Here is a 25,501-nt window from a genome sequence, read left to right on the forward strand (position 1 = left end):
TAACCATATAATCCCAAGCCTGTCATGCTATGATAGCATTATAATGATAATGTCACTTACTAACCGTCATTTGTTGAAATCGACATCTTATTGTCAGATTATTATAATGAAGTTACAGGAGACAGGCAGGGCTGCAACAGAGAGGAAAACATTATGTATACAAAAACATTTCAGGTTGTCCAATACCTGGCTGACACTCTGGATAGTTATGTCACCTCCGGACAGCTGGGGGCACATCTGGGAGTCAGCAGCAGGATGATTCTTCGCTATGTCAAGGAAGCAGAAGCGCTGGGAAGGGAGAACGGATTTGAAATCCGTTCTTATAAGGGAAGGGGGTATCAAATAAAAATCACAGATCAGGTGCGCTGCCAGGCATTTTTTAAGGACATGGGAGGCCACACGGGCAGTCAGGGGGATGAGCTGATACGGGAAGTGGTGAGACGGATCCTGATCTGTGACGGATGTAAAATGGATGAGCTGGAAGAGCTGTTCAATTACAGCCGTTCCAGCATGTCCAGAATTACGACGCTGTCCAACTCCTATCTGGAGAATTTCGGACTGGAGCTGTTCAGCAAAGCCTATACGGGACTCTACATCAGCGGGAATGAGATCAGCATCCGGGACTGTATGTACCATCTGCTGGAAAAGACAGAGGAAGAGGAAATCTGGAACGCCCTCGATATCCGGGAGGTGCAGGAGAGGGATATTCGCAGGTGGATGGACAGATGCTTCAAAAAATACGGGCTCTGTGCAAAGGAAAAAGAAGAGCAGCAGTTTTTCAAATACCTGGCTATTACGATCAAGAGAATCTCTCTCGGAAAGGAGATTTACTTCGGCTATCTGGCTCATCTGGACGGAAAAGAGCCGTTCAAAGCGCAGATGAAGACGACCAGGTGTCTGTTAAAGAAGTATTTTCCCAATAACAGGCTGGAAGGGGAGTGCATGTATTTGACTCTGATCTGGATGCAGACGTTTGGCGGAAACAGCCGGATCAACCAGATCGACGAGCACAATCTCATGTTTTTCCACGGTCTGGTCATGAAGGGGCTGAAAAAAATCCAGGATAACTACGGTGTGGATTTGAACGGCGATGAAGTGCTGGTCAACGGCCTGATCCTCCATGTGGCCTCCAGTTACGGCAAATATCTGGTACATATGGAGACGGAGAATCCGTTTTATGAGGAACTGCAGAAGATATATCCGACGGCCTACTATTACGCCATCGAGCTTGCGGAATGCATTACGGAGTACACAAAACAGAATCTCTCCGTCGGGGAACTGGGATTCCTCACCATGTACTTTGCATCTTCCCTGGAACAGGAGAATAAGATCCGTAAGTTTAAGACTGTTTTAATCAGTGAGACCATGCCTGGTGCTGCGCGCCTCTTAAAGAGCCGGCTGGAGCAGACCTATACCGGGCTGGAAGTAATGGATATGGGGAATTACAGAGAAGGAGATGCACTTCCGGAGGAGGCGGACTTTTATATCACGATGCTTCCCTGCGGCCAGGAGAGCAGCCTGGAAAAGGAAGTGGTCACAGTCAGCCCGTTTCTGAATGAAAAGGACCAGATGAGAATCAATTTCGCCCTGATGCGGTTAAAAAGGCGGGAAAGCTTAGAGACCCTGTGCAGGCGGGACGGTTTTTATCTGTGGGACAAGCCCATGAGAAAAAAAGGCGTGCTCACCAGAATCTGCGATCTGCTGATCGAGCAGGGACGGCTTTTAGAGGAACAGAAGATTGCCGTCATGAAGCGGGAGAATCTGGTGTCCACGGAGATATCGCCCTTTGCGGCACTGCCTCACTGTCTGATTGACGGAGAGAGCTTTTTCGTCTTCGTACTGATGAAAAATCCCGTTCCATGGGGAAAGGCCAACGTAAGGCTGGTGATCCTGGGCTGCTTTAAAAGAGGAGATGAGAAAATCAAGGAAGTGCTGGAACGATTGTTTCTGCTGGTATCGGATGAAGAGTGGATCAATAAACTGGCAGGCAGTAAATGCTATGAAGAATTTATTACATATTTAAGGGAATTTGATGGAGGGTACCTATGCTGACAGACATATTGACAAAGGACGTAGTCCGGCTGGATGTGGAAGGACTTACAACACCGGAGGAGGTAATTCATTTTAGTGGTCAGCTGTTAGTGAACAGTGGGAAAGTGAAGGAAACTTATATTGAAAAAATGGAGGAGGCATTCCATGACCTGGGTCCCTATATGGTCATGGCGCCGGGAATCGCAATGCCTCACGCAAGACCATCGGGAGATGTGTCTGAGCCCTGCATCAGCTTCATCAGGCTCAAAGAACCTGTGTCGTTTCATCACCCCTTTAATGATCCGGTGAGACTCGTGTTTGCTCTGGGCGGTGTGGAAAACGACAGCCATCTGGCATTGCTTCAGGAACTGGGGAGATTTCTGGAGGACGATAACGTCAGAGAACGGCTATTGACAATCACCTCTTACGGGGAACTGGCAAAATTAATATAGAAGGAGAATTTATGAGAGTGATAACAGTGTGTGGAATGGGATTTGGTACCAGTCTTATGCTTCTGATGACGATTAAGGATATCGGTAAGAAGCATCACGTAGCAGTGGAAGGGGAAGCGGTGGATCTGGGTTCCTACAAAGGAAAGCCCTGTGATCTGATTGCGGCTTCCTCGGAGATCGCCAAACAGATCGTGGCCGATGTGCCGGTTCTGTCGGTTACCAATTTACTCGACAAAAAGGGGATCGAAGAAATGATTCTTCCTTATATGAAATAACTGAGGAGAAGACAAAAGGAGAAGAACGGTATGATAAAATTTTTAGTTGATTTCTTAAGCCAGCCTACGGTTGTGTTAGGCCTTGTAGCTATGATTGGTCTGATCGCTATGAAAAACAGTGTGTCGGACGTTATTTCAGGAACCTTTAAGACGATTCTGGGATTTTTAATACTGAGCGCCGGATCCAATGTCATTGTGGGGGCTTTGATTCCGTTCAGTTCTATGTTTAACAGCGCGTTCGGCATGGCGGGGATCGTGCCGGAGGATAACTCTCTGGTGGCTGCGGTGCAGGTCGTATTGGGATTTGAGACGCCTCTCATCATGCTGTTCTCATTCCTGATCAATCTGCTTCTGGCGCGCATCACGCCGTTTAAGTATATTTTCCTGACCGGACATATGATGTTCTCATTCGCTGGTACCATGGCGATCGTCCTGGATCAGATGGGAATCAGGGGCTGGGAAGCGGTGGCAATTGGCTCTGTAATCCAGGGAATATCCATGATCGTATTCCCGGCTATCGCCCAGCCGTTTGTGAGAAAAATATTAAAAACGGATGAGGTGGCATTTGGTTTCTGGGGAAGCTCCCTGGTCTGTCTGAGCGGATTTGTAGGCGGCCTGTTCGGCAAAAAGGACCGTGATCCGGAACAGGACACCTGGGAACAGGTTCACGTATCCGACAAATTGGGTTTCCTGAAGGATATGTCTATCCTCATGGCCATCGTCATGATTGTGGTATATATCCTGACCGCACTGATCGCAGGCCGTGAGACGGTGACGGCGCTGTCCGGCGGACAGAACTACATCATCTATACCCTGATTCAGGCTCTCACCTTTGTGGCAGGCGTACTCGTCCTCTTACAGGGAGTCCGCATGTTCCTGGGGGAAATTATTCCCGCGTTTAAGGGCATCAGTGAGAAGCTGGTTCCAGGCGCCAGACCGGCCCTGGATATCCCGATCTTCTACAGCGTCGGACCGATGGCAACCACTGTTGGTTTCCTGGCGGCGATGGTGGGCGGTATCATCAGCACCATGATTACTACCAGAATGAACGTTGTCGTGCTTCCGGGCGTGATTGGCCTCTTCTTCATGGGCGGCGCGGCAGGCGTGTTCGGCGATAAACTGGGCGGCAAAAAGGGCGCTGTGGCAGCAGGCCTCTTCCTCGGTGTATTCTTCACCCTGATTGTGGCGGTTGCATATCCCTTCGTCAATGTGGGCGCTTACGGAGTGGAAGGCTTATGGTTTGCTTCGACGGATGCCATTATCGTATCGGTGCTGATGCGCCTTGTGGGCATGGTGTTCGGTATCCCGCTGTAAGCCGGTTGACTGCTGCAATTTTAATTAGAAAGAAGGACATAAAATGGAAAGATTCGCAAGGACAGTTTTGGGTGACATCAAGGGAGAGAAGATGGGATTTACGTATCCCCATGAACATCTCCACGCGGTTCCGCCGCCATGCCAGAAGGACAGGGATTTAGAACTGAGCAGCTATGAAAACAGTGTGCAGGAGCTCCTGAATTTTAAGGAGGTAGGGGGATGTACCCTGGTGGAAGCCTCTACGCTGGACTATGGCAGGGATTTGAATATTCTGAAACGGATGGCTCAGGAGACAGGGGTTCATATCATCGCTACCACCGGCTTTAATAAGCACATATACTATCCGTCCTGGGTGGCGGAAAAGTCCATGGAAGAGATCGCGGGTATGCTGGCAAAGGATGTGATGGAAGGCGGCGACGGATCGGATGCGAGAGCCGGATTCATCAAAATCGGCACGTATTACAATATGATCCATCCTCTGGAGAAGAAGACGACAATCGCGGCGGCCACCGCACAGAAAGTCTGCAAAGCGCCGATCTGGGGGCATACGGAGGCCGGCACCATGGGCATGGAAGTGCTTGATATCCTGGAAAATGAAGGCGTGGATTTAACCACGGTGGCCCTGGGCCATCTGGACCGCAATCCGGACGAGTACTATCTGCTTAAGCTGGCCGACCGGGGAATCTATATTCAGTTTGACGGGCCAGGCAAGGTAAAATACCATCCCGATTCTACAAGAGTAGCCCTCATCCGTTCCCTGATCGGGCATGGTTACGGCAGGCAGCTGCTTATATCCGGGGATATGGGACGCGCCTCCTATTTAGAGGCTTACGGCGGAGGTCCGGGATTCCGCTTTATCAAGACGAAATTTATCGCCCGTCTTCTGGACGAGGGTATCAGTAAACAGGATATCGACACGATCTTTATCGAGAATCCCAAGCGGTGGCTGGCCGTATTTTAAGGAGGGCGCACATGATTGAATCGATCAGACTCATGGCAATTATCCGGGATGTGGAGCCACTTTACGCTGTCCCCATCGCAGAGACGCTGGTGAGCGAAGGAATAACCGGCATTGAAGTGTCCTTAAGTGACGCGGAAAAAGGATTCGGCTGTATTGAGAACATTCAGAAGAGGTTTTCGCCGGATGAAATCTGTTTGGGAGCCGGCACGGTTACGAAGAAGGAAGAGGTGGACCGGCTGGCCGCCATGAAGATTCCTTTCTTCTTAACTCCGGGCTACGACGACGAACTGGTGGCTTACGGCCTGTCAAAGGGCATGGAGGTTCTGCCTGGCGTCCTGACACCGGGAGAAGTTCAGAAGGCGCTTAACAGAGGCGTCAGGCGTCTCAAGCTGTTCCCGGCCGATGCCTTTGGAATGTCTTATATTAAAAGTCTGAAGGGGCCTTTTCCGCAGGCGGAATTTGTGGCTGTGGGAGGCGTGAATGAGACTAATGTGTCCCAGTTTCTGAAGGCAGGTTTTGCCGGCGCGGCCGCCGGCAGCAATCTGGTGCCGCGTAAGTCCACGGACGGGAATCTGGAGCTGATCCGGCAGAAAGCCCGGCTGTACGTACAGGCAATGGAAAGGGAGGCATAAAGCGATGGCATTTATCGTCCAGAATATGACCTGGCCCATGGTGAAAGAACGGCTGGAGGTGTGTTCCACCGCCATCGTACCCATAGGCTCCACGGAACAGCACGGCTATCACCTCCCTCTGGGAACCGACGTCTTCCTGGCGGAACATCTGGCGCGGCTCATATCCGACCGTACGGGGGCGCTGGTATTTCCAACACTCAATTTCGGCTATTCCTGGGTATGGCGCGACCGGATCGGCACCATATCCCTCCCTCAGGACCATTTGCAGCTTATATTAAAGGACATCGTAAAATCCGTGGAGCGGTACGGCGTGACGAAGCTCGTCTTTTTAAACGGCCACGAGGCCAACGGCGCCTCCATGAAGTATGCGATCCGTGATATCCAGGACACCACCTCTGTGAAGGTTCTGGGAATGTTTTACCCGGGCCTTCAGCCCATTTACGACAAATATATGGAGAGTCCTACCTGGGGAGGCATGTTCCACGCCTGCGAGTTTGAGACATCACTCATGCTGTCTGCCAGGGAGGAGCTGGTTCACATGGACTTAGCCCGGGCTGAGTATCCGGACCGGCCACCCCTTTACGGAATGGACAATACCTCCATCGGCGACTTGAGCGTGTCCGGTACATACGGCGATCCCACGGCCGCGGCCAAGGATAAGGGGGACCGCATGTTTGAGGAGTTCGCCGCGAAAGCAGCGGATCTGATTACCAGGCAATAAAGAATAAGATGCGCAGTATCGAAAAGAAGGCCGCTGCAGGGCTTAAAAACCCTGCGGCGGCCTTCTTTTTATTTTGTATCCTGCACACGCATATTCTTCTGCGCGGTAGACAGCATCAGTTTAATTCGGTTTAACTGGTTTACCTCGCTTGCGCCCGGATCGTAGTCCACGGCGATGATGTTGGAATTCGGATATGCCCTCCGAAGCTCCTTGATGACGCCCTTGCCCACGATGTGGTTCGGAAGGCAGCCGAACGGCTGCGTGCAGACGATGTTGCCGACGCCGCTGTGGATGAGCTCCAGCATCTCACCGGTCAGGAACCAGCCCTCGCCGGTCTGGTTGCCGATGGAGACGAAGTCCTTGGCCATGTCTGCCAAATTAGCGATGCGGGCCGGTGCGGTAAAGTGTTTGCTCTTTACCAGTTCCCTGCGGGCTACCCTGCGGAAATACTCAAGGAGTGAGATTCCCATGTTGCAGAGATTAGCGCTCGATTTTTTGCCTCCTAAGTTGGCGGCCTTAAAGTTGCTGTTATAGAAGCAATATAAGAGGAAATCCATCAGATCCGGCATCACGGCCTCGGCGCCCTCGGATTCCAGCAGTTCCACGATGTGGTTGTTGGCCAGGGGCGAGAACTTGACGAGGATTTCTCCGACGATTCCGACCTTTGGCTTCTGGAGTCCCGGAATTCTGGGAAGCTCATCGAAATCCCGGATGATTCCCGAAATATTGCGGGAAAACTCCATCATATTCGGGATCCGCTTCGACAGGGACTTGATGCACCGCTCTTTCCATTTCTGGTGAAGCGCATTGGCGGAGCCGGGCTCCGTCTCGTATGGCCTTGTGGCGTAGAGGACCCTCATGAAAATGTCGCCGTAGACGACAGCCTGCATGGCCTTGGTAAGCAGCGGCAGCGTGATGGCAAATCCGGGGTTCGTCTCCATGCCGTTGGCGTTGACGGAGATGACCGGAATCTGGCCCATGCCGGCGCGCTCTAAGGCACGGCGGATAAAGCCGATATAGTTGGACGCACGGCAGCCGCCTCCGGTCTGGCTCATGAAAATGGCTGTGTGGTCTAAATCGTATTTGCCGGACAGCAGGGCGTCCATGATCTGGCCTACCACGATTAAAGAGGGGTAGCAGGCGTCGTTGTTGACGTACTTTAAGCCTGTGTCGATGGCGGAGCGGTTGTCATTCTGCAGGACCTCCACCTTGTAGCCGAAGGAGCGGATCGCCGGTTCGATTAAGTCGAAATGGATCGGCGACATCTGCGGGCAGAGGATGGTATAATCCTTCTTCATGTCCTTCGTAAATGTTATGCGGTGGTAGGCGCTGGAAATCACTTTCCGCTCATAGTGCTTCTTATCGCGCACGCGGAGCGCGGCTATGAGAGAGCGGACGCGGATTCTGGCTGCGCCTAAATTGTTGACCTCGTCGATCTTGAGCACCGTATAAATCTTTCCAGAGCCGGTTAAGATATCATTTACCTGGTCCGTGGTGACAGCGTCGAGGCCGCAGCCAAAGGAGTTTAACTGGATTAAATCCAGGTTGTTCTGTGATTTTACGTAGCTTGCGGCACGGTAGAGGCGGGTGTGGTACATCCACTGGTCCGTGACGACAAGAGGCCGTTCGATCTCTCCCAAATGGGAGATGGAATCCTCTGTCAGGACCGCGAAGCCGTAGGAGGTGATCAATTCCGGAATTCCGTGGTTGATCTCCGGATCCACATGGTAAGGACGGCCTGCAAGGACGATGCCGTGGCGGTCGTTTTCTTCCATCCACTTCAGTGTCTCCTCGCCCTTTTTCTCCATATCCAGACGGGAGGCCAGAAGCTCCTCCCACGCTTTGTGGGCGGCCGCTTTCACTTCCTCAGCGGGTATCTGGAAATCCTCAAAAAAGACCTCGGTCAGCCGCTTTGTCAGCACCTCTTCGTTGGTAAACGCCATAAAAGGATTGAGAAACGGACGTTTTCCGTACCCAGCTCTTCCACGTTGTTTTTGATGTTTTCAGCGTAAGAGGTGACGATAGGGCAGTTAAAATGGTTGCCGGCGTCAGGAGTCTCGTTGCGCTCGTACGGAATACAGGGATAGAAGATAGTCTTAATGCCCTGCTTGATCAGCCACTCGATGTGGCCGTGAGTGATCTTGGCCGGATAGCATTCCGATTCGCTGGGGATGGATTCGATTCCCAGCTCGTATATCTTCCTGGTGGACTGCGGGGAGAGTACCGTGCGGAACTTCAGCTCCTTTAAAAAGACAGCCCAGAAGGGATAGTTCTCATACATGTTCAGCACCCGCGGGATACCGAGCACGCCTCTTGTGGCTAAATCAGCGCTCAGCGGCTCGTAATCGAACATGCGGTGGTATTTGTAATCAAATAAGTTGGGGATCTCCCTCTTGGCCCGTTCCTTACCCAGCCCTCTCTCACAGCGGTTGCCGGTGATGAACTGCCGGCCGCCGTCGAAACGGTTGATCGTCAGAACGCAGCTGTTGGTACAGCCCTTGCAGCGCGTCATGGAGGTCTCGTAGTGAAGGCTCAGAATCTTCTCCATGCTTAACATGGAGGTGGTCTTCGTACTGTCATACCGCTCTCTGGCGATCAGCGCGGCTCCGAAGGCCCCCATGATGCCGGCGATGTCGGGGCGTACCGCGTCACACTCTGCGATCTTCTCGAAGCTTCTTAAAACCGCGTCGTTGTAGAACGTACCGCCCTGTACGACGACGTGTTCACCCAAATCGGAGGCACTGGTAATCTTGATTACCTTAAATAAGGCGTTCTTGATGACGGAGTAGGCGAGACCGGCGGAAATGTCGGCCACGGTCGCCCCTTCCTTCTGCGCCTGCTTTACATTGGAGTTCATGAACACAGTGCAGCGGGTACCGAGATCTGTGGGATTTTTTGCAAAGAGCGCTTCCCTCGCAAAGTCCTCCACACTGAAATTCAGGGAATTGGCAAATGTCTCGATGAAAGAACCGCAGCCGGAGGAACAGGCCTCGTTTAGCTGAACGCTGTCCACGGTGCCGTTCTTGATGCGGATGCACTTCATGTCCTGGCCGCCGATGTCCAGGATGCAGTCCACGTCCGGCTCGAAAAACGCCGCGGCGTAGTAGTGGGAAATGGTCTCCACTTCCCCTTCGTCCAGCAGAAATGCGGCTTTTAATAGCGCCTCGCCGTATCCGGTGGAGCAGGAGTAGACGATCTCACTGTCCCCGGGCAGCTGGCTGTCGATCTCGCTCATGGCCCGGATCGCCGTGGCCAGAGGGCTGCCGTTATTGCTGCTGTAAAAGCTGTACAGGAGCGTACCGTCCTCACCGACTAAAGCCACCTTGGTGGTGGTGGAACCGGCGTCGATACCCAGGAAGCATTTCCCGTGATAAGAGGATAAATCGCCCTTTGTCACGCGGTGATTCTCGTGGCGTCTTGTGAATTCATCGTAGTCCGCCTGGTCTGCAAACAGCGGATCCATGCGCTTTACCTCGAATTCCATACGGATTCCGGAGGATAAGCGGGTAATTAAATCTTCCACGGACAGGAGCGCGCCGCGTTCCTCCGCGTTTAAGGCCGCGCCGATGGCGGCAAATAAATGAGAGTTCTCCGGGGCGATGATCGCGTCTCCGCTCAGATGCAGCGTGCGGATAAATGCCTTACGGAGCTCCGGCAGGAAATGAAGCGGACCTCCCAGAAATGCTACATTGCCCCGGATTGGCTTCCCGCAGGCCAGGCCGCTGATGGTCTGGTTGACCACCGCCTGAAAGATGGATGCCGCTAAGTCTTCTCTCGTAGCGCCCTCGTTGATGAGAGGCTGGATATCAGATTTAGCGAAAACGCCGCAGCGGGCCGCGATCGGGTAGATCGCTTTGTAATCCGCCGCATATTCATTGAGTCCGGCCGCGTCTGTCTGTAAGAGCGCAGCCATCTGGTCAATAAAAGAACCGGTGCCGCCTGCGCAGATACCGTTCATACGCTGGTCGATGCCTCCGGTAAAATAGATGATTTTTGCATCTTCTCCGCCAAGTTCGATTGCAACATCGGTCTGTGGGGCATAATCAGTAAGAGAAGCGGCTACCGCAACGACTTCCTGAATAAATGGAATCTCCAGATGCTTCGACAGCGTGAGTCCGCCGGAGCCGGTAATGGCAGGCCGTAAGTCCATGGGACCGAGCAAGTCGCAGGCTTTTTTAAGGAGACTCGCCAGCGTTTCCTGTATATTGGCAAAATGCCGTTCGTAATCAGCGAACAATATGTGATGATCACCGTCTAATATTGCAATCTTAACGGTGGTAGAACCGATATCGATTCCTAACGTGTTATATGTAGTCATATGCGCGGGGATACTCCCCTGCCTCCTTCGTGTATAAGTAAGTTGTCGGGCTCACCGCACCCAGTTTACCATAAAATAAGAAATAATACAATCGCCGTGCCGTGTTAAAAAGTGTTAAAAAATAGTAAAATTTGTGTAAGATCGCCAAATCTGTTTAAAGTTCGTTTGACAAAAAAGGTATGGGACTCTATAATGTATAAGTCTAAATATGCCAAGTAAAGGGGGAAGTATCTCATGATTCGCATTTTTAAAACAGAGAACGGTCTGATTCACCAGAAGGATGAGCTGTCACCAGGATCCTGGATCGCGCTTACAAACCCTACGGCAACGGAGATTCTGGAGATTGCCAACACTTACGGGATTGATCCCGATGATTTAAGGGCGCCTCTGGATGAAGAAGAGCGTTCCCGTATTGAAACCGAGGATAATTACACCTTAATCCTGGTGGATATCCCGAGTATCGAGGAACGAAACGACAAGGACTGGTATGTGACGATCCCTATGGGCATCATCACGACGGAAGAGGTCATCATCACGGTCTGCCTGGAAGAGACACCGGTACTGGGGGCGTTTATGGACGGCCGTGTGAGGGATTTCCACACGTATATGAAGACCAGGTTCATTCTGCAGGTGCTTTATAAAAACGCATCGCTTTTCCTTCAGTATCTGAGAATCATCGACAAGAAGAGCGGCGTTATCGAGGAAAAGCTTCACAAGTCCACGAAGAACCGGGAACTCATCGAGCTCCTGGAGCTGGAGAAGAGCCTTGTATACTTCACGACCTCCTTACGGTCCAACGAAGTCGTACTGGAAAAGCTGATGAGAAACGAGAAAATCAAGAAGTATCCGGAGGACACGGACCTTTTGGAGGACGTTATCATCGAGAACAAGCAGGCCATCGAGATGGCCAACATTTACAGCGGAATTTTGAGCGGCACCATGGATGCATTTGCCTCCGTTATTTCCAACAACTTAAATATCGTCATGAAGTTTCTGGCGACCATCACCATCGTCATGTCCATACCGACCATGGTGGCTAGCTTCTACGGAATGAACGTGAATTCAAGTGGAATGCCGTTTGCAGACAGCCCTTACGGATTTTTGATTGTCCTGGGATTTACGCTGGTGCTGACGCTGATCGTAGCCTGGATCTTTTCAAAAAAAGATCTGTTCTGATCTGTTATCAATGTATGTGAGAAGGATGGAAGAATGAAATTTTTTTACAATCTGGAACGCAAGTTTAAACGGTATGCGATTCCGAACCTGATGTATTATATTATCCTGATGTACGGCGTCGGACTCTTAATGGAGATGTTCGCCCCGGGATTTTACTGGCGGTTTTTATCGCTGGACGCGCAGGCGATTCTGCACGGTCAGATCTGGAGAATCGTGACATTTATGATTTACCCGCCGGGAGGCGGTATCTTTGGAAGCCTGATTTCCATGTATTTATACTATATGGTAGGAAATACGCTGGAACGTGTATGGGGGGCATTCCGGTTTAATGTGTATTTCTTCATGGGAATTATCGGCCATGTGGCGGCGTCGCTGATTCTGTATGTGTTCTTTGGCACGCCGGTGTATCTGACAACCGAATTCTTAAACTTTTCCCTGTTTTTTGCCTTTGCTGCAACATTTCCCGATCTGGAATTTCTGCTGTTTTTCGTTATTCCGATCAAGGCGAAATGGCTGGCTCTGTTTAATGGTATCTACTTCCTGTACGGCTTTGTCAAAGGGGGAACGAGTGTTCGTGTCACCATCGTGTTGTCTCTGTTAAACTTCATCCTGTTCTTCTTTATGACGAGGAACTTTAACCGGGTGAATCCGAAAGAGATCAAGCGCAAACGGGATTTCCAGAGGCAGACGAAGATCATGCCCCAGGGAAGCACCCATCATAAATGCGCAGTCTGCGGCAGGACGGAGAAGGATGATCCGAACTTGGAATTCCGCTATTGTTCCAAATGCGAAGGCAGTTATGAGTACTGTTCCGAGCATTTATATACACATAAACACGTTACCCGGGAGGAAGACGAAGCCCGGAAAACCACGAAATAACCAGCTTGGAGGAAATCAATGAAGAGAACTAAAATTATCTGCACCATGGGTCCGAACACGAATGACCGCAATTTAATGAAGGCACTTGCCGAGAACGGCATGGATGTTGCAAGATTTAATTTTTCCCATGGAGATTACGAGGAGCAGAAAACGCGTCTCGATATGTTAAAGAGTGTCAGAGAGGAGCTGGATTTACCGATCGCCGCTCTTTTAGATACAAAGGGACCGGAGATCCGTACCGGCGTTTTAAAGGACGGAAAGAAGGTTACCCTGGTGGAAGGCCAGACGTATACGCTCACAACCGATGACATCATCGGCGACGAGACGATGGGCCACATCACCTATGAGCGTCTGCATGAGGATGTGAAGGCAGGCAACAAGATTCTGATCGACGACGGCCTGATCGAACTGGATGTTGTGGAAGTAAATGGAAACAACATTGTCTGCAGCGTTGTAAACGGCGGCGAGCTGGGCGAGAAGAAGGGCGTGAACGTACCGAACGTAAAGGTTAAGCTTCCGGCGCTGACAGAGAAGGATAAAGCCGATATCTTATTCGGTATCGAGCAGGGCTTTGATTTTATTGCGGCGTCATTTGTAAGAACCGCTGCGGCGATTCTTGAGATTAAGGAAATCCTTTCCGAGCATGGCTCCAACATGGCTGTAATCGCTAAGATTGAGAACGCGGAGGGCATTGAGAACCTGGACGCGATCATCGAGGCCAGCGACGGAATCATGGTAGCCCGCGGCGACATGGGTGTGGAGATCCCGGCTCAGGAAGTACCGTATATCCAGAAGATGATTATTGAAAAATGCAACGTAGCCTGCAAACCGGTTATCACCGCGACTCAGATGCTGGATTCCATGATCCGCAATCCGCGCCCGACGAGAGCCGAGGTTACCGACGTGGCCAACGCCGTATATGACGGAACCGACGCGGTGATGCTGTCCGGCGAGACTGCTATGGGCAAGTATCCGGTGGAAGCGCTGTCGATGATGGCATCCATCGTGGAGGAGACAGAGAAGCATCTCGATTACTCCGCGTACCGGAAACGCCGTGTATCCGCTGCCAACGTGCATAACATCTCCAACGCCGTCTGTTCTTCATCCGTGGGAACCGCCCACGACTTAAACGCGAAAGCCATCGTTGCACCGAGCATCACCGGATTTACGACGAGAATGCTTTCCAAATGGAGACCGGAGTCTCTGGTAATCGGCCTGTCACCGAGCGCTTCCGCTGTGCGTCAGATGCAGCTCTACTGGGGCGTAAAGCCGTTCCATGCGAAACGTGCGGAGTCCACCGACGTTCTGATCTATTCCTCCATTGAGCTGTTAAAGTCTAAGGATATCGTGAAGGAAGACGATATTGTCGTTGTGACGGCGGGAGTGGTAGGTCCAACCAGTAAGCATGAGCCTGCGGCACACACCAATATCTTACGGGTGGTAACGGTTGATTAAGTAAAATAGTGGTTTTGTGGTGGAAGATATAATTGGCCATCCGCTATTTTGATTATTTACTAAAAAAAGTATAGACAAAAAGGTCTGTCCCCAGTACAATGGTTCGTAACGGAATCTGTACCCGGTCAGACCTTTTTATTATGATAGAAGGAATTGCGGAAGAATCTGGGAAAATGCCAGGAGTATGGAAAGTTTTTATCAAAGGAGGAGACAAGGCTTTGGAGAAAAGACCATTTGTGACGAAAGAAAAACTGGAAGAGATTGCGGAACTGTATCCAACTCCATTTCATATATATGATGAAAAGGGAATCAGGGAGAATGCGAGGAAGCTGAAGGAGGCGTTTGCATGGAACCCCGGCTATAAAGAGTACTTCGCGGTGAAGGCGACCCCGAATCCGTTTATTTTAAATATTCTGAAGGAATTCGGATGCGGGACAGACTGTTCCTCTGAGACGGAGCTGATGATGGCGGATGCCCTGGGATTTTCCGGCGGCGATATCATGTTTTCTTCCAACGACACACCTGCGGAAGAGTTTCAGTTTGCCCATAAGATCGGCGCGATTATCAATCTCGATGATATCACCCATATTGAGTATCTGGAAAAGGCCATCGGGGAGATCCCGGAGACCATCAGCTGCCGTTATAATCCGGGCGGCGTGTTCAAGATCAGCAACGACATCATGGATAATCCCGGCGATTCCAAGTATGGCATGACGACGGAGCAGATGTTTGAGGCGTATAAGATATTAAAGGAAAAGGGCGCGAAGCATTTCGGAATCCATGCATTTTTAGCCAGCAATACGGTGACGAACGAATATTATCCGCTGCTGGCCAAGATATTATTTGAGCTGGCGGTGAAGCTCAAAGAGGAGACCGGAGCCCATATTAAGTTTATCAACCTGTCGGGCGGAATCGGGATTCCGTACCGTCCGGACCAGGAGCCGAACGATATCATGGCCATCGGCGAGGGCGTAAGAAAGGCTTACGAGGAGATTCTGGTGCCTGCGGACATGGACGATGTGGCGATTTACACGGAGCTGGGCCGCTACATGCTGGGGCCCTACGGCGCGCTGGTGACGAGAGCCATCCATGAGAAACACACGCACAAGGAGTACGTGGGCGTGGACGCCTGCGCGGTGAACCTGATGCGTCCGGCCATGTACGGAGCGTATCACCATGTGACCGTTATGGGGCGCGAAAACGACCCGTGCGACCATAAGTACGATGTGGTCGGTTCCCTCTGCGAGAATAATGACAAGTTTGCCATCGACCGGATGCTGCCGGAGATTCACAAAGGGGATCTGCTCTACATTCACGACACGGGAGCCCACGGGTTCGCCATGGGATATAATTACAACGGGAAACTGAAATCAGCCGAGCTTCTTCTCCGGGAAGACGGCTCTGTGGAAATGATCCGGAGGGCGGAGACGCCAAAGGATTACTTTGCAACCTTTGATTTCTGTGATATCTTAAAGGAGCTTATATAGGATTTTTGCCTGAGGGCAGTGTGAATGAGGCGTTTTGGTCATAGAAAAGAAAAATCCCTGTGTCTTTCGACACAGGGTTGATTTTTCTTTAGGATTTTCGGATTTTCAAAAAGGGTGAAAGGATAATTTGTTACTTTGTGCATTTCTTATGTACTTAGTATAGCATACTGCCCTTGGAAATGTTTGTATATTGTTTGAATAGATTATGAAGATTTTCTTAATTCATCATCTGCTTCCATAAAATGGGGAGGCCAGTGAGGGCGGCGCTTCCCATTTTGCTGAAAATGAAAACTTAAAAAAGATAACGGTTTTTTTACATTTGGTGACAGAGAAGCGACAATTGGTGACATATTTGCTTTTGAGGCCCTACTTTGTGAAATAATTCATAGACTTTTCCTATGAAATATAGTAAAATGTAAAAAAAAGAAAGAGGGGATTATACATATGGATTATAATTCAACAAATCAGCCTTACGTTTATTCCGACAGCACCAGCGTGGAACCGCTGGGCAAATACACTGCAAAAACTTTCGGCTGGATGTTTGCCGGACTTCTTATCACATTCCTGGTAGCCATGTTTGGTTATACGACCGGAACGATTATCTACGTATTTGCGATTCCTTATGCATATCTGGTTTTAGGTGTGGCGGAGATTGCAGTGGTTATCTTCTTATCCGCGCGTATCAGTAAGATGTCTGTCGGCACGGCGAGAGCGCTGTTCTTTACCTATGCGGTTTTAAATGGCATCGTCTTTTCCGCATACTTCTTAATGTACGACATGGTTGACCTGATTCTGGTCTTTGGCGCTACTTCCATCTTTTTTGGCGTTATGGCCGTGGTCGGATACGTAACCAATGCGGATTTCAGCCGTATCCGCAACTTCTTAATGGGCGGACTGATCTTCCTGGTTGTATTCTGGGTATTATCCATGTTTATAAATCTGGGACAGTTTGAACTGATCGTATGTTACATCGGTATCTTCATTTTCCTTGGATTTACCGCTTATGATACACAGAAGATCAGAGCTTATCACCAGTATTACGCACAGGATCCGGATATGGCGGCGAAGGCATCCATCTTTTCCGCACTTCAGTTATACCTGGATTTTGTGAACCTGTTCCTCTATATCATCAGAATTGTGGGCAGACGTAAATAAGAATTGTCAGAATGAGGCGGTCCAGTGCGGGCCGCCTTTTTTCTTTTTATGTGCGGCAGCGTGTTTTGCTCTGATTGTCATAACATGAAATGTACAGCCTGAATCAGGCGTAAGCAGTGAGAAAAGTCGCTGAAAAAATCAATTTTCGGCATAGACAGGAAGAATCTGCCGGAAGTGTTTGACGATCTGAAGATTCTGGATTATGATTGGGTATAAAGGTTAAAGATTTACTTGCAGGAGGTAAAAACATGAGTGACAGAAAATGGCGGTATAAGATGGTGATCCCATTTGCGGCACTGTTCTGTCTGCTTTTGTTTTCGTTTACAGCCGGGGCGGCGGAGAACGGTACCCGGGTGGTCAGGGTGGGATATCCGATCCAGCAGGGTTTTACAGAGATCGATGAAAATGGAAATTACAGCGGATATACGTATGACTACTTACAGGAGATCGCACGGTATACCAATTGGGAATACGAATTCTTTACCATGGAAGGGACGCTGGATGAGCAGCTGTCGGAGATGCTCACTATGCTGATAAACGGCGATCTTGATTTGATGGGAGCCATGAATTACACAGATGGGCTTGCCGCGATCCTGGATTATCCCGAATACAGCTACGGAACCGCGCATAAGACGCTCTCTGTTTTGAAGGATAACCTGGAGTATACGGAGTTTGACTACGAATCATTTGATAATATCCGGGTTGCGGTAGTCAGTTATGACGGCAAGGAAGATGAGAAATTAAATTCTTTTGCGAAGATGAACGGATTTCATGTGAATCAGGTATTGTGCAGTACGAGCGCGGAGCAGTCGGAACAGCTGAGATCTGGAAACGTAGATGCGATGCTGGGGATGGATGTCGCCCTGGAAAACAGTGAACTGCGTGTAATTTCACGGTTTGATTCCCGGCCCTTTTATTTCGGAGTGACAAAGGGGAATCAGGAGGTGGCGGGAGCGCTCAATAAGGCGATGGAGATTATCACCTCCACCAATCCCTACTTGTCCGCGGAACTGAACAAGAAGTATTTTACTGGAGATGAAGGGCTGGTACTTTCGAATTCGGAACTGGAATACATCGGCCGGAAGAAGACCATCAGGGCCGGAGTCATGTTGGGGCGCGCGCCGCTGCAGTATCAGGCGAAGAACGGAGAGATCAGGGGAATTTCCATCGAGGTATTGAAGTATATAGAGGAACAGACCGGATTGATGTATGAGATCGTTCCCTTTCATAATTGGGAAGAGTATTCCAGAGCGGTGGAAGAAGGTACTATCGACATGGTAATTGGGATCGTGGACGATTATGAAGGAACCGGGGCTGACAGCTGTGCGCTGACACTTCCCTATCTGTCTGTCTCTCTGCAGCTGATCATGAATGATAAAGTAGAAAATCTTGCGAAAATGTCGGGAAAAAGGCTTGCGCTGCAAAAATCATTGCTGAAGGATCAAGATACGACGGGAGAACCGCTCTATTATGACAGTATAGAAGAATGCATGGAGGCAGTTCATAAGGGGGAAGCGGATTACTGTTACGGCAACAGCTATGCAGTTCAGTACTATTTGGCTGCCCATAATTATAAAAATCTGCTCACATTTGCACAATCAGAAAACTGGACGCAGAAATACTGTTTTGGAATCAGAAGACCGGTGGATATTATGCTGCTCTCGATTATGAACAAGGTGATCCGGGTGCTTCCGGAGGACCGGGTAAACCATTTTCTTTACGAGAATGTGTATGACGCCGGAGACCTGACATTTTCCGAATATGTGATGCGGAATCCGGAACAGAGCGTGCTCTATCTGGCCCTTTTTCTTCTGGCCGTGGTCACTGCTGTGTTTATTACCGTAGAGATCGCAAGAAGGAGGAATATGGCCAGGAAAGCGCTGGAGAACCAGCGGTATGAACAGCTCAGTGAGCTGTCCAACGAGTTCCTGTACGAGTATAATATCAGGGAAGGCATTTTAAATCTGACGGAACAGACGGCCGGATTTCTGGGGTGCGAAAGGAAGATACAAAACCCGGAGACCATGAAACAGAAGTTTCCAGTATTTAGCTATATGATTTCACAGGAAGAGAACAATACGGAACACGAATGTCTGCTTCCGGGAGGAAATGTGCGGTGGCTGAAGGTCATCTCCAAGATGGTTCTGGATACTACGGGAAGACCGTGGTACGCGGTAGGGAAGCTGATTGATATTCAGATGGAACGAGAGATTAAGGATCAGCTGGAAGCGAAAGCCCAACGGGACAGCCTGACCGGGGTCTACAATTCGGCTACCAGCCATCAGCTGATGAGGCAGGTGCTGGTGGAGGAGGACCGGAACGGTGCAGGAGCCATGATTATCATGGATATCGACTATTTCAAGCAGATTAACGACTACCTGGGCCATTATACAGGTGATCAGGTGCTGGAAGAGACGGCTGAGATTCTGCAGGCGTGTTTCCGCACGGAGGATATAGTCGGCAGACTGGGCGGCGACGAGTTTGTGGTCTTCATGAAGGCGGTGAGCGATCCGGAGATTGTGAAGCAGCGCTGCACCGAGGTGCTGGACCGCGTGAAGGAGGTGACTATGGAGAAACATGGCAAAGAAGTGACGCTGAGCATTGGCGCGGCCATGGCGGGCGGGGAAAAGGATTACGATGTGCTCTACCGGAAGGCGGACCAGGCGCTGTATCAGATCAAGAAGCATGGCAGGAGTGGGGTTTTAGTTGTGGAATAAGGAATACGCCCGCCGGGATACCATAGAGAATGGAATCCCGGACGGGCGTATTTTTATGCAGCCGTTTTTGTGCAGTCGTTTTACTCCGGCGGAAAATCAGAACAGCAAATCTTTTGCCAGCTGAGTCAGCACCTCTTCACAGCGCAGAATATCCTCGCAGGGCACGTATTCGTCCGGTTTGTGGGCCAGCTCTAAGTCGCCGGGGCCGTAGGACATGCAGTTGCGGCTGCCGAGTGTCCCGGCAATGACGGCGGTGTCCGTGTAACCGGGAAAAAAGCTTACGGACGCCGGTTCTCCTGTGACCTTTTGGCAGGCTTCCCCCAGCGCCTTTAAGAGCGGCGACTGCTCGTCTTTTTCCACATAGGGGCGGTTCCCGGTGATCTGATACGATGCGGTGATGCCGGGAATCTCCTGTATCGCGGCCGCGATGGCGTCCTCCACGATCGTCACGGCGCTTGTCGTGTCCGTCGGCGGGACGAGGCGCATGTCGATCCAGACACGGCAGGAATCGGGTACCACGTAGGGACGGTAGCCCCCCTCAATCTGTCCGAAAGTCACAGTGGAAGCGCCCAGATCCGGATGGACCGGGCAGGAGGCGATCCGGCGGCGTATGATAGAGATGATCTCCGCCATGGCCGCGATGGCATCCGCGCCCTTCCACGGCGTGCTGGCGTGAGCCGTGATACCCTTCACTGTAATCTCAAACCAGGTGCGGCCCTTGTGGGCCACCTCGATCCGGCCGTTCGTGGGTTCGGTATCCAGGACCCAGCAGTCCTTCGTGACCCAGCCATCCGCGATGGCGGCCTCGGCCCCGCGCATGAAGTCTTCCTCATCCACCGTCCCGATGAAGACGAGGGTACGCTTCGGTTTCCTGCCGTCCCGGGCGTTGAGAGCCATGGAGGTAAAGGCGGACAGGGCGCAGGCGAGGCCTGATTTCATGTCGCAGGCTCCCCGGCCGTAGATGCGGCCTTTGATCACTTCGGCGCCAAAGGGGGATACGGTCCAGCCCTCCCCGGTGGTGACGGTGTCCATGTGGCAGATATAGACGAGCGGGGGAGCCTGTTCCTCCCCCTCCAGCCTCGCCATGACGTTAAAACGGCCCGGGAGGACCTCCTTTTTGATGACGGGAACGTCCAGGCCTTTCAGATATTGGAAAATGAATTCTCCGATTTCTCCTTCATAGGCGCCGGGATCGGTGCTGTCGATGCGAACCAGGTTCATGGTCAGCTCCATGGCGTCTGAATTGTGGTTATCCATAATACGATTCTCCTTTTTTTCAGTTATTTCCATTATAGGGGTGAAACATGGGAATGTAAATGGAATATGCTAATAAAAAAGGAATCAGGTAAGTGGACTGTGAACCATGCGAGAGAAGTAATCCGATGTGAAGCGGCCTACCGTATGGGCCTGACTGGCCGCGGTATCGGTGTGGCCGTGCTGGATACGGGAATTTATCTTCATGAAGATTTTGAACATAGAGTAGCTGCGTTTACGGATATGGTGCACCGGAGACGGGAGCCATATGATGACAACGGTCATGGAACGCATATTTCAGGAATCATTGGCGGAAGCGGGAATTCTTCCGATGGAAGGTATCAGGGGGTAGCGCCGGAGTGCCATATAATTATGGTCAAGGTGCTGGACCAGAAAGGAAACGGATATGCCTCCGATGTTCTGGCCGGTATCAAATGGATCCGGGAGAACCGGGAACGGCTGGGAATCCGGATTGTAAATATATCGGTCGGTTCTTTCAGTAAGAAAGGCATGACTGAAAACTCCGTCCTGGTGCGCGGCGTCAATGCCGCTTGGGACGACGGTCTGGTGGTCTGTGTGGCTGCCGGCAACATGGGGCCCGGAAAGAACACCATAACTACGCCGGGCATCAGCCGGAAGGTGATTACGGTGGGATGCTCTGATGACTATAAAGAAGTGAATGTGATGGGAAACCGCATGATCGACTATTCCGGCAGAGGGCCTACCGGGGCCTGTATCTGTAAGCCGGAAATTATCGCTCCCGGAGCCGGAATCATCAGCTGTGCCCCGGAAACAGGGGGCTACCAGTCAAAAAGCGGAACGTCCATGTCCACGCCCCTGGTCTCAGGGGCGATTGCGCTTTTACTGCAGAAATATCCCTATATGAGCAACCGGGATGTAAAACTCAGGCTGAGAGAGCGGGCGGTGGATTTGGGGCTGCCTATGAACCAGCAGGGATGGGGAATGCTTGATGTGGAACGGCTGATCGAATAAGAACTGGCTTTAACACAGAAGACCGGACGAAAGGCGTAAACCTTCCGTCCGGTCTTCTGCTGTTAGATTCTGAGTAAGACAGATATGATCCCTATTTGACTTTGGCTGTTTTGCGGCCGGCGGCCGGTTTTTGAAAGGCGCGCTGCTGTGGCTTGGCCGATGGTTTAACCGATGGTTTGGCCGGGCGTTTCCCATCATTTTTACGTGCGCTCTTTACAGGCCGCGGTTTTGTCTCCTTCGGAGGAACGATGAATACGGACATGGGGAACGGGTGGTCTTCCACGACAGGAATCGTCTTTCCAATGAGCTTTTCGATATCCTTCACATATTCTTTTTCTTCGATATCGCTGAAGGAGATGGCCCGTCCTCCGAGACCGGCACGTCCGGTCCTGCCGATTCGATGGACATAGGTTTCCGGAACGTTTGGCAGATCATAGTTGATCACACAGGAAAGCTCCTCGATGTCAATGCCTCTGGCTGCGATGTCAGTGGCTACCAGTACCTGGATTTCCCCGGATTTAAACTGACCCAGCGCTCTCTGACGCGCGCCCTGGGATTTGTCACCGTGAATTGCGGCGGCGTTTACTTTGTTTTTTGTCAGAAATTTGGCTACCCGGTCGGCGCCGTGCTTGGTGCGGGTAAAGACCAGGGTAGAGGTGATGGCCTCACGCTTCAGCAGGTGGACTAACAGCGCGCGCTTATTCTCTTTATCCACATAGTAGAGAGAGCCGTCTATGATATCCACGGTGGAAGAGACCGGAGTCACCTCCACCCGGGCTGGATTTTTCAATAGTTTTTCGGTCAGCGCCTGAATCTCGGCGGGCATGGTTGCCGAAAAGAACAGCGTCTGTTTTTTGACAGGAAGCAGTGCAAGGATCTTCTTTACATCATGGATAAAGCCCATGTCCAGCATGCGGTCCGCCTCATCCAAAACGAAGATTTCCACATGAGACAGGCTTATCTCTCCCTGGCCGATTAAATCATTTAACCGTCCGGGGGTGGCAACCAGGATATCGATACCGCGCCGCAGCTCTTTGATCTGAGGATTTGCGGAGACTCCGCCGAAGATGACGGCGCTCCTCACCTGGGTATGGGAACCATATTCATTTAAATTTTCCGCAATCTGCAGGGCCAGCTCCCTGGTCGGTGTGAGAATGAGGGAGCGGATCACTTTTTTGGAATGTTTTTTATCCGATGGTTTCATCAGGTTTTGTATAATTGGTAAGGCAAATGCGGCCGTCTTTCCGGTGCCTGTCTGGGCGCAGCCCAATACATCCCGTCCGGCCAGCGCATAGGGAATTGCCTGCTGCTGAATGGGGGATGGTGTTATATAGCCCTTTTCTTCCAGTGCCTTTAACAGCAGCGGAGATAGTTGTAAGTCTTTAAAAGTCATGTATTTGTAGTTTTCCTTTTCTTCTATGGTTGTTAATGGTGAACGCCTTATGCTACCACAGATTTATGAAAAATACCAGACATAGTTAGAAAAATAATAAAATTATGATACTGGAAGTAATAGTATGGATACTTGTGGTCTCTGTTTCGGCGGTGGGATAATGGATATACTTTTAGTAATTTTTATGATACTGAAAGGATAGGATACTGTATGAAGAAGGCTACATTTGGGGGGAGAGTACAGGAACGAAGGGAAGAACTGCACTATACGCAGGAGGCTTTGGCGGAGGTGCTGGGGCTGTCCTATAACTTTATCGTCGCGCTGGAGGGGGACAGGAAGAAACCCAGTATCCAGACCTTTACCAAACTGATCAACGTGCTGGATGTTTCCGCTGACTGGCTTCTGGGAATTGAACCCAGCGAACACAGGAAAGAGCGGGAGGAGAGATTTAAATATATTGATGAAAAAATAGGCGATCTTTCCATCACGGCTCAGGACCGTATTCTGACTGTGGTAGAGACCATGATCAATTATGAAACCAGGCTGGATGCAAAACGGCAGGAGAAGTGAGCGGGGCTTAACAGGGAAAAAAAGACTTGAAGGCTGTATCAGTCAGCCTTTCAAGTCTTTTCTTTTTTCAACGGCAGTCTGCAGACCTTTCATGTTTAATGAATCAGCAGATTAGCAACCGGCATACTGATCAGCAGCACGACAGCCAGCTCGATCACCACAAAGATGGTCGTATATTTGTATATTTCTCCGGATTTCAGCCAGTCCTTGTTGCCGAAAAGCAGTGCGGCAAATGGGGAGGCTGCCGGTGTTATGGCCGCGGAGGAGAGCACGAACAAAATCATCATGGACACCACCGGAGCGGAGTTCATTCCTGTCGCCATGCAGAAGGTTGCGATAACCGGCTGCATTAAGAGGCCGATTACGAAGCTGTTGCACACGTTCGTTAAGATCACGGTAAGAACCATGATGATTACGGCAAATGCGGAGGCCGGGACGTTCTGAAGTACCGGCATCAGTACGGTGTTTAAGAATGCGGACACGCCTGTACTCTCGTTGGTCAGTGCATTTCCCAGCAGGATCGCGGAAGCGATGAGGAAATAGGTACTCCAGGAAAATCTCTTCATGGTGCTGGAGAAATCCATCAGCGGCTTCTTGGAGATCCGGATCGCGCACAGCAGGAACACATAGAAGGCGGCGATGCCGTATGTATTGGCTTTTACGAAGCGTCCGACCGGGTGCGATGGCAGTACGCTGGGAATTAAAAGGATCAGGATGAACACGGTGAAAGAAATTGCAATGAATTTCTGGCGCAGGCTCATTGGCGGAAGCGGATTCTTATTTAACGTTTCCATCTTTAATTCTTTCAGCTTGCTGGTATCCGGTCTCAGTACAAACTTACAGAACAGAACCAGAACCACGATACAGACGGTCGCATGGATCAGGCCGGTAAGCAGGTAGCCGGCGTTATTGATCTCGATTACGGTTCCCATGTTGCCGGTCACGGAAGCGTAGTTGCTGATAAGGGCGAGTCCATTTCCCATGAACGGCGGGATGGGGAAGCCCAGCAGGGTCGCAACGGTGACGAGAATCAGCATGATGGTCGGGAACTTGTCATGTTTCCTGAGGCCTACTGTTTCAAAAATATCATAGAGGATCGGGCAGAATAAGAAGATCGGGGTAAAGCCGCCCATAAACGCGCCCATGAGCATGGAGCCAAGCATGATGAAGAATGCCAGCACCCAGGGACGGCCGAGGCAGATCTTTCTGGTCAGGAAAAATCGTCCGCAGTATTCCGTTAAGTTGTTCTCGATGAGACAGTTGATCGCTGTCAGCAGAAAGAGAACCTGAACGAGAATCGGGTTGCCAAAGGTTGCGGTCAGCACCTCGTTCATGGTGCTGTATCCGGAAAGCCCCACTAAAAAGATAGAGAGAATACTGGAAATAATCGGGTCGGAAGTCGTCCATAAATACAGCGTACCGATGAAAATACCCAGAATTTCCATGCCAATTGGCGTGATACAGGGAAGCTGGAACGGAAGGTAACGGAACAGAAGCATAATACCAATTCCGATTACCAGATGAATGGAGTAGAAATCCTTTTTTTTCGTTTGTGCCATAGTGAACCCCCTATTGTTTTTCTTTGCTGTTTTAAATTTCATAGAAATATGATAATATATTAACAAAGAGTAAAATATAGTCTTGGTTATATTTTTATTCCAATATTTGTAAAAAGATATAATTAAGAAGTAATCAGATATAAAAGTGACAATTTGACG

General features: G+C 50.5%; 18 protein-coding genes and 1 pseudogene. 15 read left to right on the forward strand and 4 right to left on the reverse strand.

All coding sequences use genetic code 11. The annotated features are described in order from the left end of the window. Positions 1-153: 153 nt before the first annotated feature. The 7 genes from M1L66_RS05520 to M1L66_RS05550 are packed head-to-tail and all read left to right on the forward strand — an operon-like array spanning position 154 to position 6,386. Positions 154-2,052, forward strand: a complete 1,899-nt coding sequence (locus tag M1L66_RS05520) for a BglG family transcription antiterminator (protein WP_187024227.1) — start codon at positions 154-156, stop codon at positions 2,050-2,052. Then, positions 2,046-2,483 carry a PTS sugar transporter subunit IIA gene (locus M1L66_RS05525; RefSeq protein ID WP_002601441.1) on the forward strand — a complete coding sequence of 146 codons (438 nt, stop codon included), beginning with the start codon at positions 2,046-2,048 and terminating at the stop codon, positions 2,481-2,483. The genes M1L66_RS05520 and M1L66_RS05525 overlap by 7 nt, the downstream gene beginning before the upstream one ends. 11 nt (positions 2,484-2,494) lie before the next feature. Continuing rightward, the gene (locus tag M1L66_RS05530) at positions 2,495-2,758 is read left to right on the forward strand and encodes a PTS sugar transporter subunit IIB (RefSeq protein WP_002601440.1); all 264 of its coding nucleotides are present in this window, start codon (positions 2,495-2,497) and stop codon (positions 2,756-2,758) included. Between the two features lie 30 nt (positions 2,759-2,788). Further along, positions 2,789-4,072 carry a PTS ascorbate transporter subunit IIC gene (locus M1L66_RS05535; RefSeq protein ID WP_110325532.1) on the forward strand — a complete coding sequence of 428 codons (1,284 nt, stop codon included), beginning with the start codon at positions 2,789-2,791 and terminating at the stop codon, positions 4,070-4,072. A 43-nt stretch (positions 4,073-4,115) separates the two neighbouring features. After that, the gene (locus M1L66_RS05540) at positions 4,116-5,033 is read left to right on the forward strand and encodes a phosphotriesterase family protein (protein ID WP_187024228.1); all 918 of its coding nucleotides are present in this window, start codon (positions 4,116-4,118) and stop codon (positions 5,031-5,033) included. A gap of 11 nt (positions 5,034-5,044) precedes the next feature. Then, positions 5,045-5,665 carry a bifunctional 4-hydroxy-2-oxoglutarate aldolase/2-dehydro-3-deoxy-phosphogluconate aldolase gene (locus M1L66_RS05545; protein WP_187024229.1) on the forward strand — a complete coding sequence of 207 codons (621 nt, stop codon included), beginning with the start codon at positions 5,045-5,047 and terminating at the stop codon, positions 5,663-5,665. Positions 5,666-5,669: 4 nt separating this feature from the next. Then, positions 5,670-6,386: a creatininase family protein gene (locus tag M1L66_RS05550; RefSeq protein ID WP_187024230.1), complete on the forward strand. Its 717-nt coding sequence runs from the start codon at positions 5,670-5,672 to the stop codon at positions 6,384-6,386. 68 nt (positions 6,387-6,454) lie between these two features. Here the strand turns inward: M1L66_RS05550 and M1L66_RS05555 are convergent. After that, a pseudogene (locus M1L66_RS05555) lies at positions 6,455-10,704 on the reverse strand (acyl-CoA dehydratase activase-related protein). A 234-nt stretch (positions 10,705-10,938) separates the two neighbouring features. On the opposite strand from M1L66_RS05555, the gene M1L66_RS05560 reads away from it, so the two are divergent. The 6 genes from M1L66_RS05560 (at position 10,939) to M1L66_RS05585 (ending at position 19,573) form a co-directional block, all read left to right on the forward strand. Next, positions 10,939-11,880, forward strand: a complete 942-nt coding sequence (locus tag M1L66_RS05560) for a magnesium transporter CorA family protein (RefSeq protein WP_002601434.1) — start codon at positions 10,939-10,941, stop codon at positions 11,878-11,880. Between the two features lie 33 nt (positions 11,881-11,913). Further along, positions 11,914-12,759 carry a rhomboid family intramembrane serine protease gene (locus M1L66_RS05565; protein WP_055659672.1) on the forward strand — a complete coding sequence of 282 codons (846 nt, stop codon included), beginning with the start codon at positions 11,914-11,916 and terminating at the stop codon, positions 12,757-12,759. A gap of 18 nt (positions 12,760-12,777) precedes the next feature. Continuing rightward, positions 12,778-14,214: a pyruvate kinase gene (pyk, locus tag M1L66_RS05570; RefSeq protein WP_187024232.1), complete on the forward strand. Its 1,437-nt coding sequence runs from the start codon at positions 12,778-12,780 to the stop codon at positions 14,212-14,214. Between the two features lie 218 nt (positions 14,215-14,432). Continuing rightward, a complete protein-coding gene (locus M1L66_RS05575; RefSeq protein ID WP_187024233.1) occupies positions 14,433-15,701 on the forward strand; it encodes a diaminopimelate decarboxylase in 1,269 nt (422 codons plus the stop codon). 444 nt (positions 15,702-16,145) lie between these two features. After that, complete coding sequence (locus M1L66_RS05580; protein WP_187024234.1) at positions 16,146-16,856, forward strand: Bax inhibitor-1/YccA family protein; 711 nt, start codon at positions 16,146-16,148, stop codon at positions 16,854-16,856. A 248-nt stretch (positions 16,857-17,104) separates the two neighbouring features. Continuing rightward, complete coding sequence (locus M1L66_RS05585) at positions 17,105-19,573, forward strand: transporter substrate-binding domain-containing diguanylate cyclase (protein ID WP_187024235.1); 2,469 nt, start codon at positions 17,105-17,107, stop codon at positions 19,571-19,573. Positions 19,574-19,669: 96 nt separating this feature from the next. Here M1L66_RS05585 and M1L66_RS05590 read toward each other — a convergent pair whose 3' ends face one another. Continuing rightward, a complete protein-coding gene (locus tag M1L66_RS05590) occupies positions 19,670-20,830 on the reverse strand; it encodes a M20 family metallopeptidase (RefSeq protein WP_187024236.1) in 1,161 nt (386 codons plus the stop codon). Between the two features lie 99 nt (positions 20,831-20,929). On the opposite strand from M1L66_RS05590, the gene M1L66_RS05595 reads away from it, so the two are divergent. Further along, positions 20,930-21,820, forward strand: coding sequence for a S8 family peptidase (locus M1L66_RS05595; RefSeq protein ID WP_002601427.1), 891 nt, complete (start codon positions 20,930-20,932; stop codon positions 21,818-21,820). A 91-nt stretch (positions 21,821-21,911) separates the two neighbouring features. Here the strand turns inward: M1L66_RS05595 and M1L66_RS05600 are convergent, their stop codons facing one another. Next, positions 21,912-23,213, reverse strand: coding sequence for a DEAD/DEAH box helicase (locus tag M1L66_RS05600; RefSeq protein WP_187024237.1), 1,302 nt, complete (start codon positions 23,211-23,213; stop codon positions 21,912-21,914). A 210-nt stretch (positions 23,214-23,423) separates the two neighbouring features. On the opposite strand from M1L66_RS05600, the gene M1L66_RS05605 reads away from it, so the two are divergent. After that, the gene (locus M1L66_RS05605; RefSeq protein WP_187024238.1) at positions 23,424-23,783 is read left to right on the forward strand and encodes a helix-turn-helix domain-containing protein; all 360 of its coding nucleotides are present in this window, start codon (positions 23,424-23,426) and stop codon (positions 23,781-23,783) included. 95 nt (positions 23,784-23,878) lie between these two features. On the opposite strand, the gene M1L66_RS05610 is transcribed toward M1L66_RS05605, so the two are convergent. After that, a complete protein-coding gene (locus tag M1L66_RS05610) occupies positions 23,879-25,342 on the reverse strand; it encodes an SLC13 family permease (RefSeq protein ID WP_434691441.1) in 1,464 nt (487 codons plus the stop codon). Between the last annotated feature and the right edge of the window lie 159 nt (positions 25,343-25,501).

The organism is Hungatella sp. SB206, from assembly GCF_051132295.1.
Lineage (GTDB): Bacteria > Bacillota > Clostridia > Lachnospirales > Lachnospiraceae > Hungatella > Hungatella effluvii.

Bases quoted from the DNA above. Each gene is read 5' to 3' on its own strand.
- M1L66_RS05535 (WP_110325532.1), top strand. From the start codon at position 2,789: ATGATAAAATTTTTAGTTGATTTCTTAAGCCAGCCTACGGTTGTGTTA.
- M1L66_RS05610 (WP_434691441.1), bottom strand. From the start codon at position 25,342: ATGGCACAAACGAAAAAAAAGGATTTCTACTCCATTCATCTGGTAATC.
- pyk (WP_187024232.1), top strand. From the start codon at position 12,778: ATGAAGAGAACTAAAATTATCTGCACCATGGGTCCGAACACGAATGAC.
- M1L66_RS05540 (WP_187024228.1), top strand. From the start codon at position 4,116: ATGGAAAGATTCGCAAGGACAGTTTTGGGTGACATCAAGGGAGAGAAG.
- M1L66_RS05530 (WP_002601440.1), top strand. From the start codon at position 2,495: ATGAGAGTGATAACAGTGTGTGGAATGGGATTTGGTACCAGTCTTATG.
- M1L66_RS05600 (WP_187024237.1), bottom strand. From the start codon at position 23,213: ATGACTTTTAAAGACTTACAACTATCTCCGCTGCTGTTAAAGGCACTG.
- M1L66_RS05565 (WP_055659672.1), top strand. From the start codon at position 11,914: ATGAAATTTTTTTACAATCTGGAACGCAAGTTTAAACGGTATGCGATT.
- M1L66_RS05520 (WP_187024227.1), top strand. From the start codon at position 154: ATGTATACAAAAACATTTCAGGTTGTCCAATACCTGGCTGACACTCTG.
- M1L66_RS05580 (WP_187024234.1), top strand. From the start codon at position 16,146: ATGGATTATAATTCAACAAATCAGCCTTACGTTTATTCCGACAGCACC.
- M1L66_RS05590 (WP_187024236.1), bottom strand. From the start codon at position 20,830: ATGGATAACCACAATTCAGACGCCATGGAGCTGACCATGAACCTGGTT.
- M1L66_RS05560 (WP_002601434.1), top strand. From the start codon at position 10,939: ATGATTCGCATTTTTAAAACAGAGAACGGTCTGATTCACCAGAAGGAT.
- M1L66_RS05545 (WP_187024229.1), top strand. From the start codon at position 5,045: ATGATTGAATCGATCAGACTCATGGCAATTATCCGGGATGTGGAGCCA.
- M1L66_RS05605 (WP_187024238.1), top strand. From the start codon at position 23,424: ATGAAGAAGGCTACATTTGGGGGGAGAGTACAGGAACGAAGGGAAGAA.
- M1L66_RS05525 (WP_002601441.1), top strand. From the start codon at position 2,046: ATGCTGACAGACATATTGACAAAGGACGTAGTCCGGCTGGATGTGGAA.
- M1L66_RS05550 (WP_187024230.1), top strand. From the start codon at position 5,670: ATGGCATTTATCGTCCAGAATATGACCTGGCCCATGGTGAAAGAACGG.
- M1L66_RS05585 (WP_187024235.1), top strand. From the start codon at position 17,105: ATGAGTGACAGAAAATGGCGGTATAAGATGGTGATCCCATTTGCGGCA.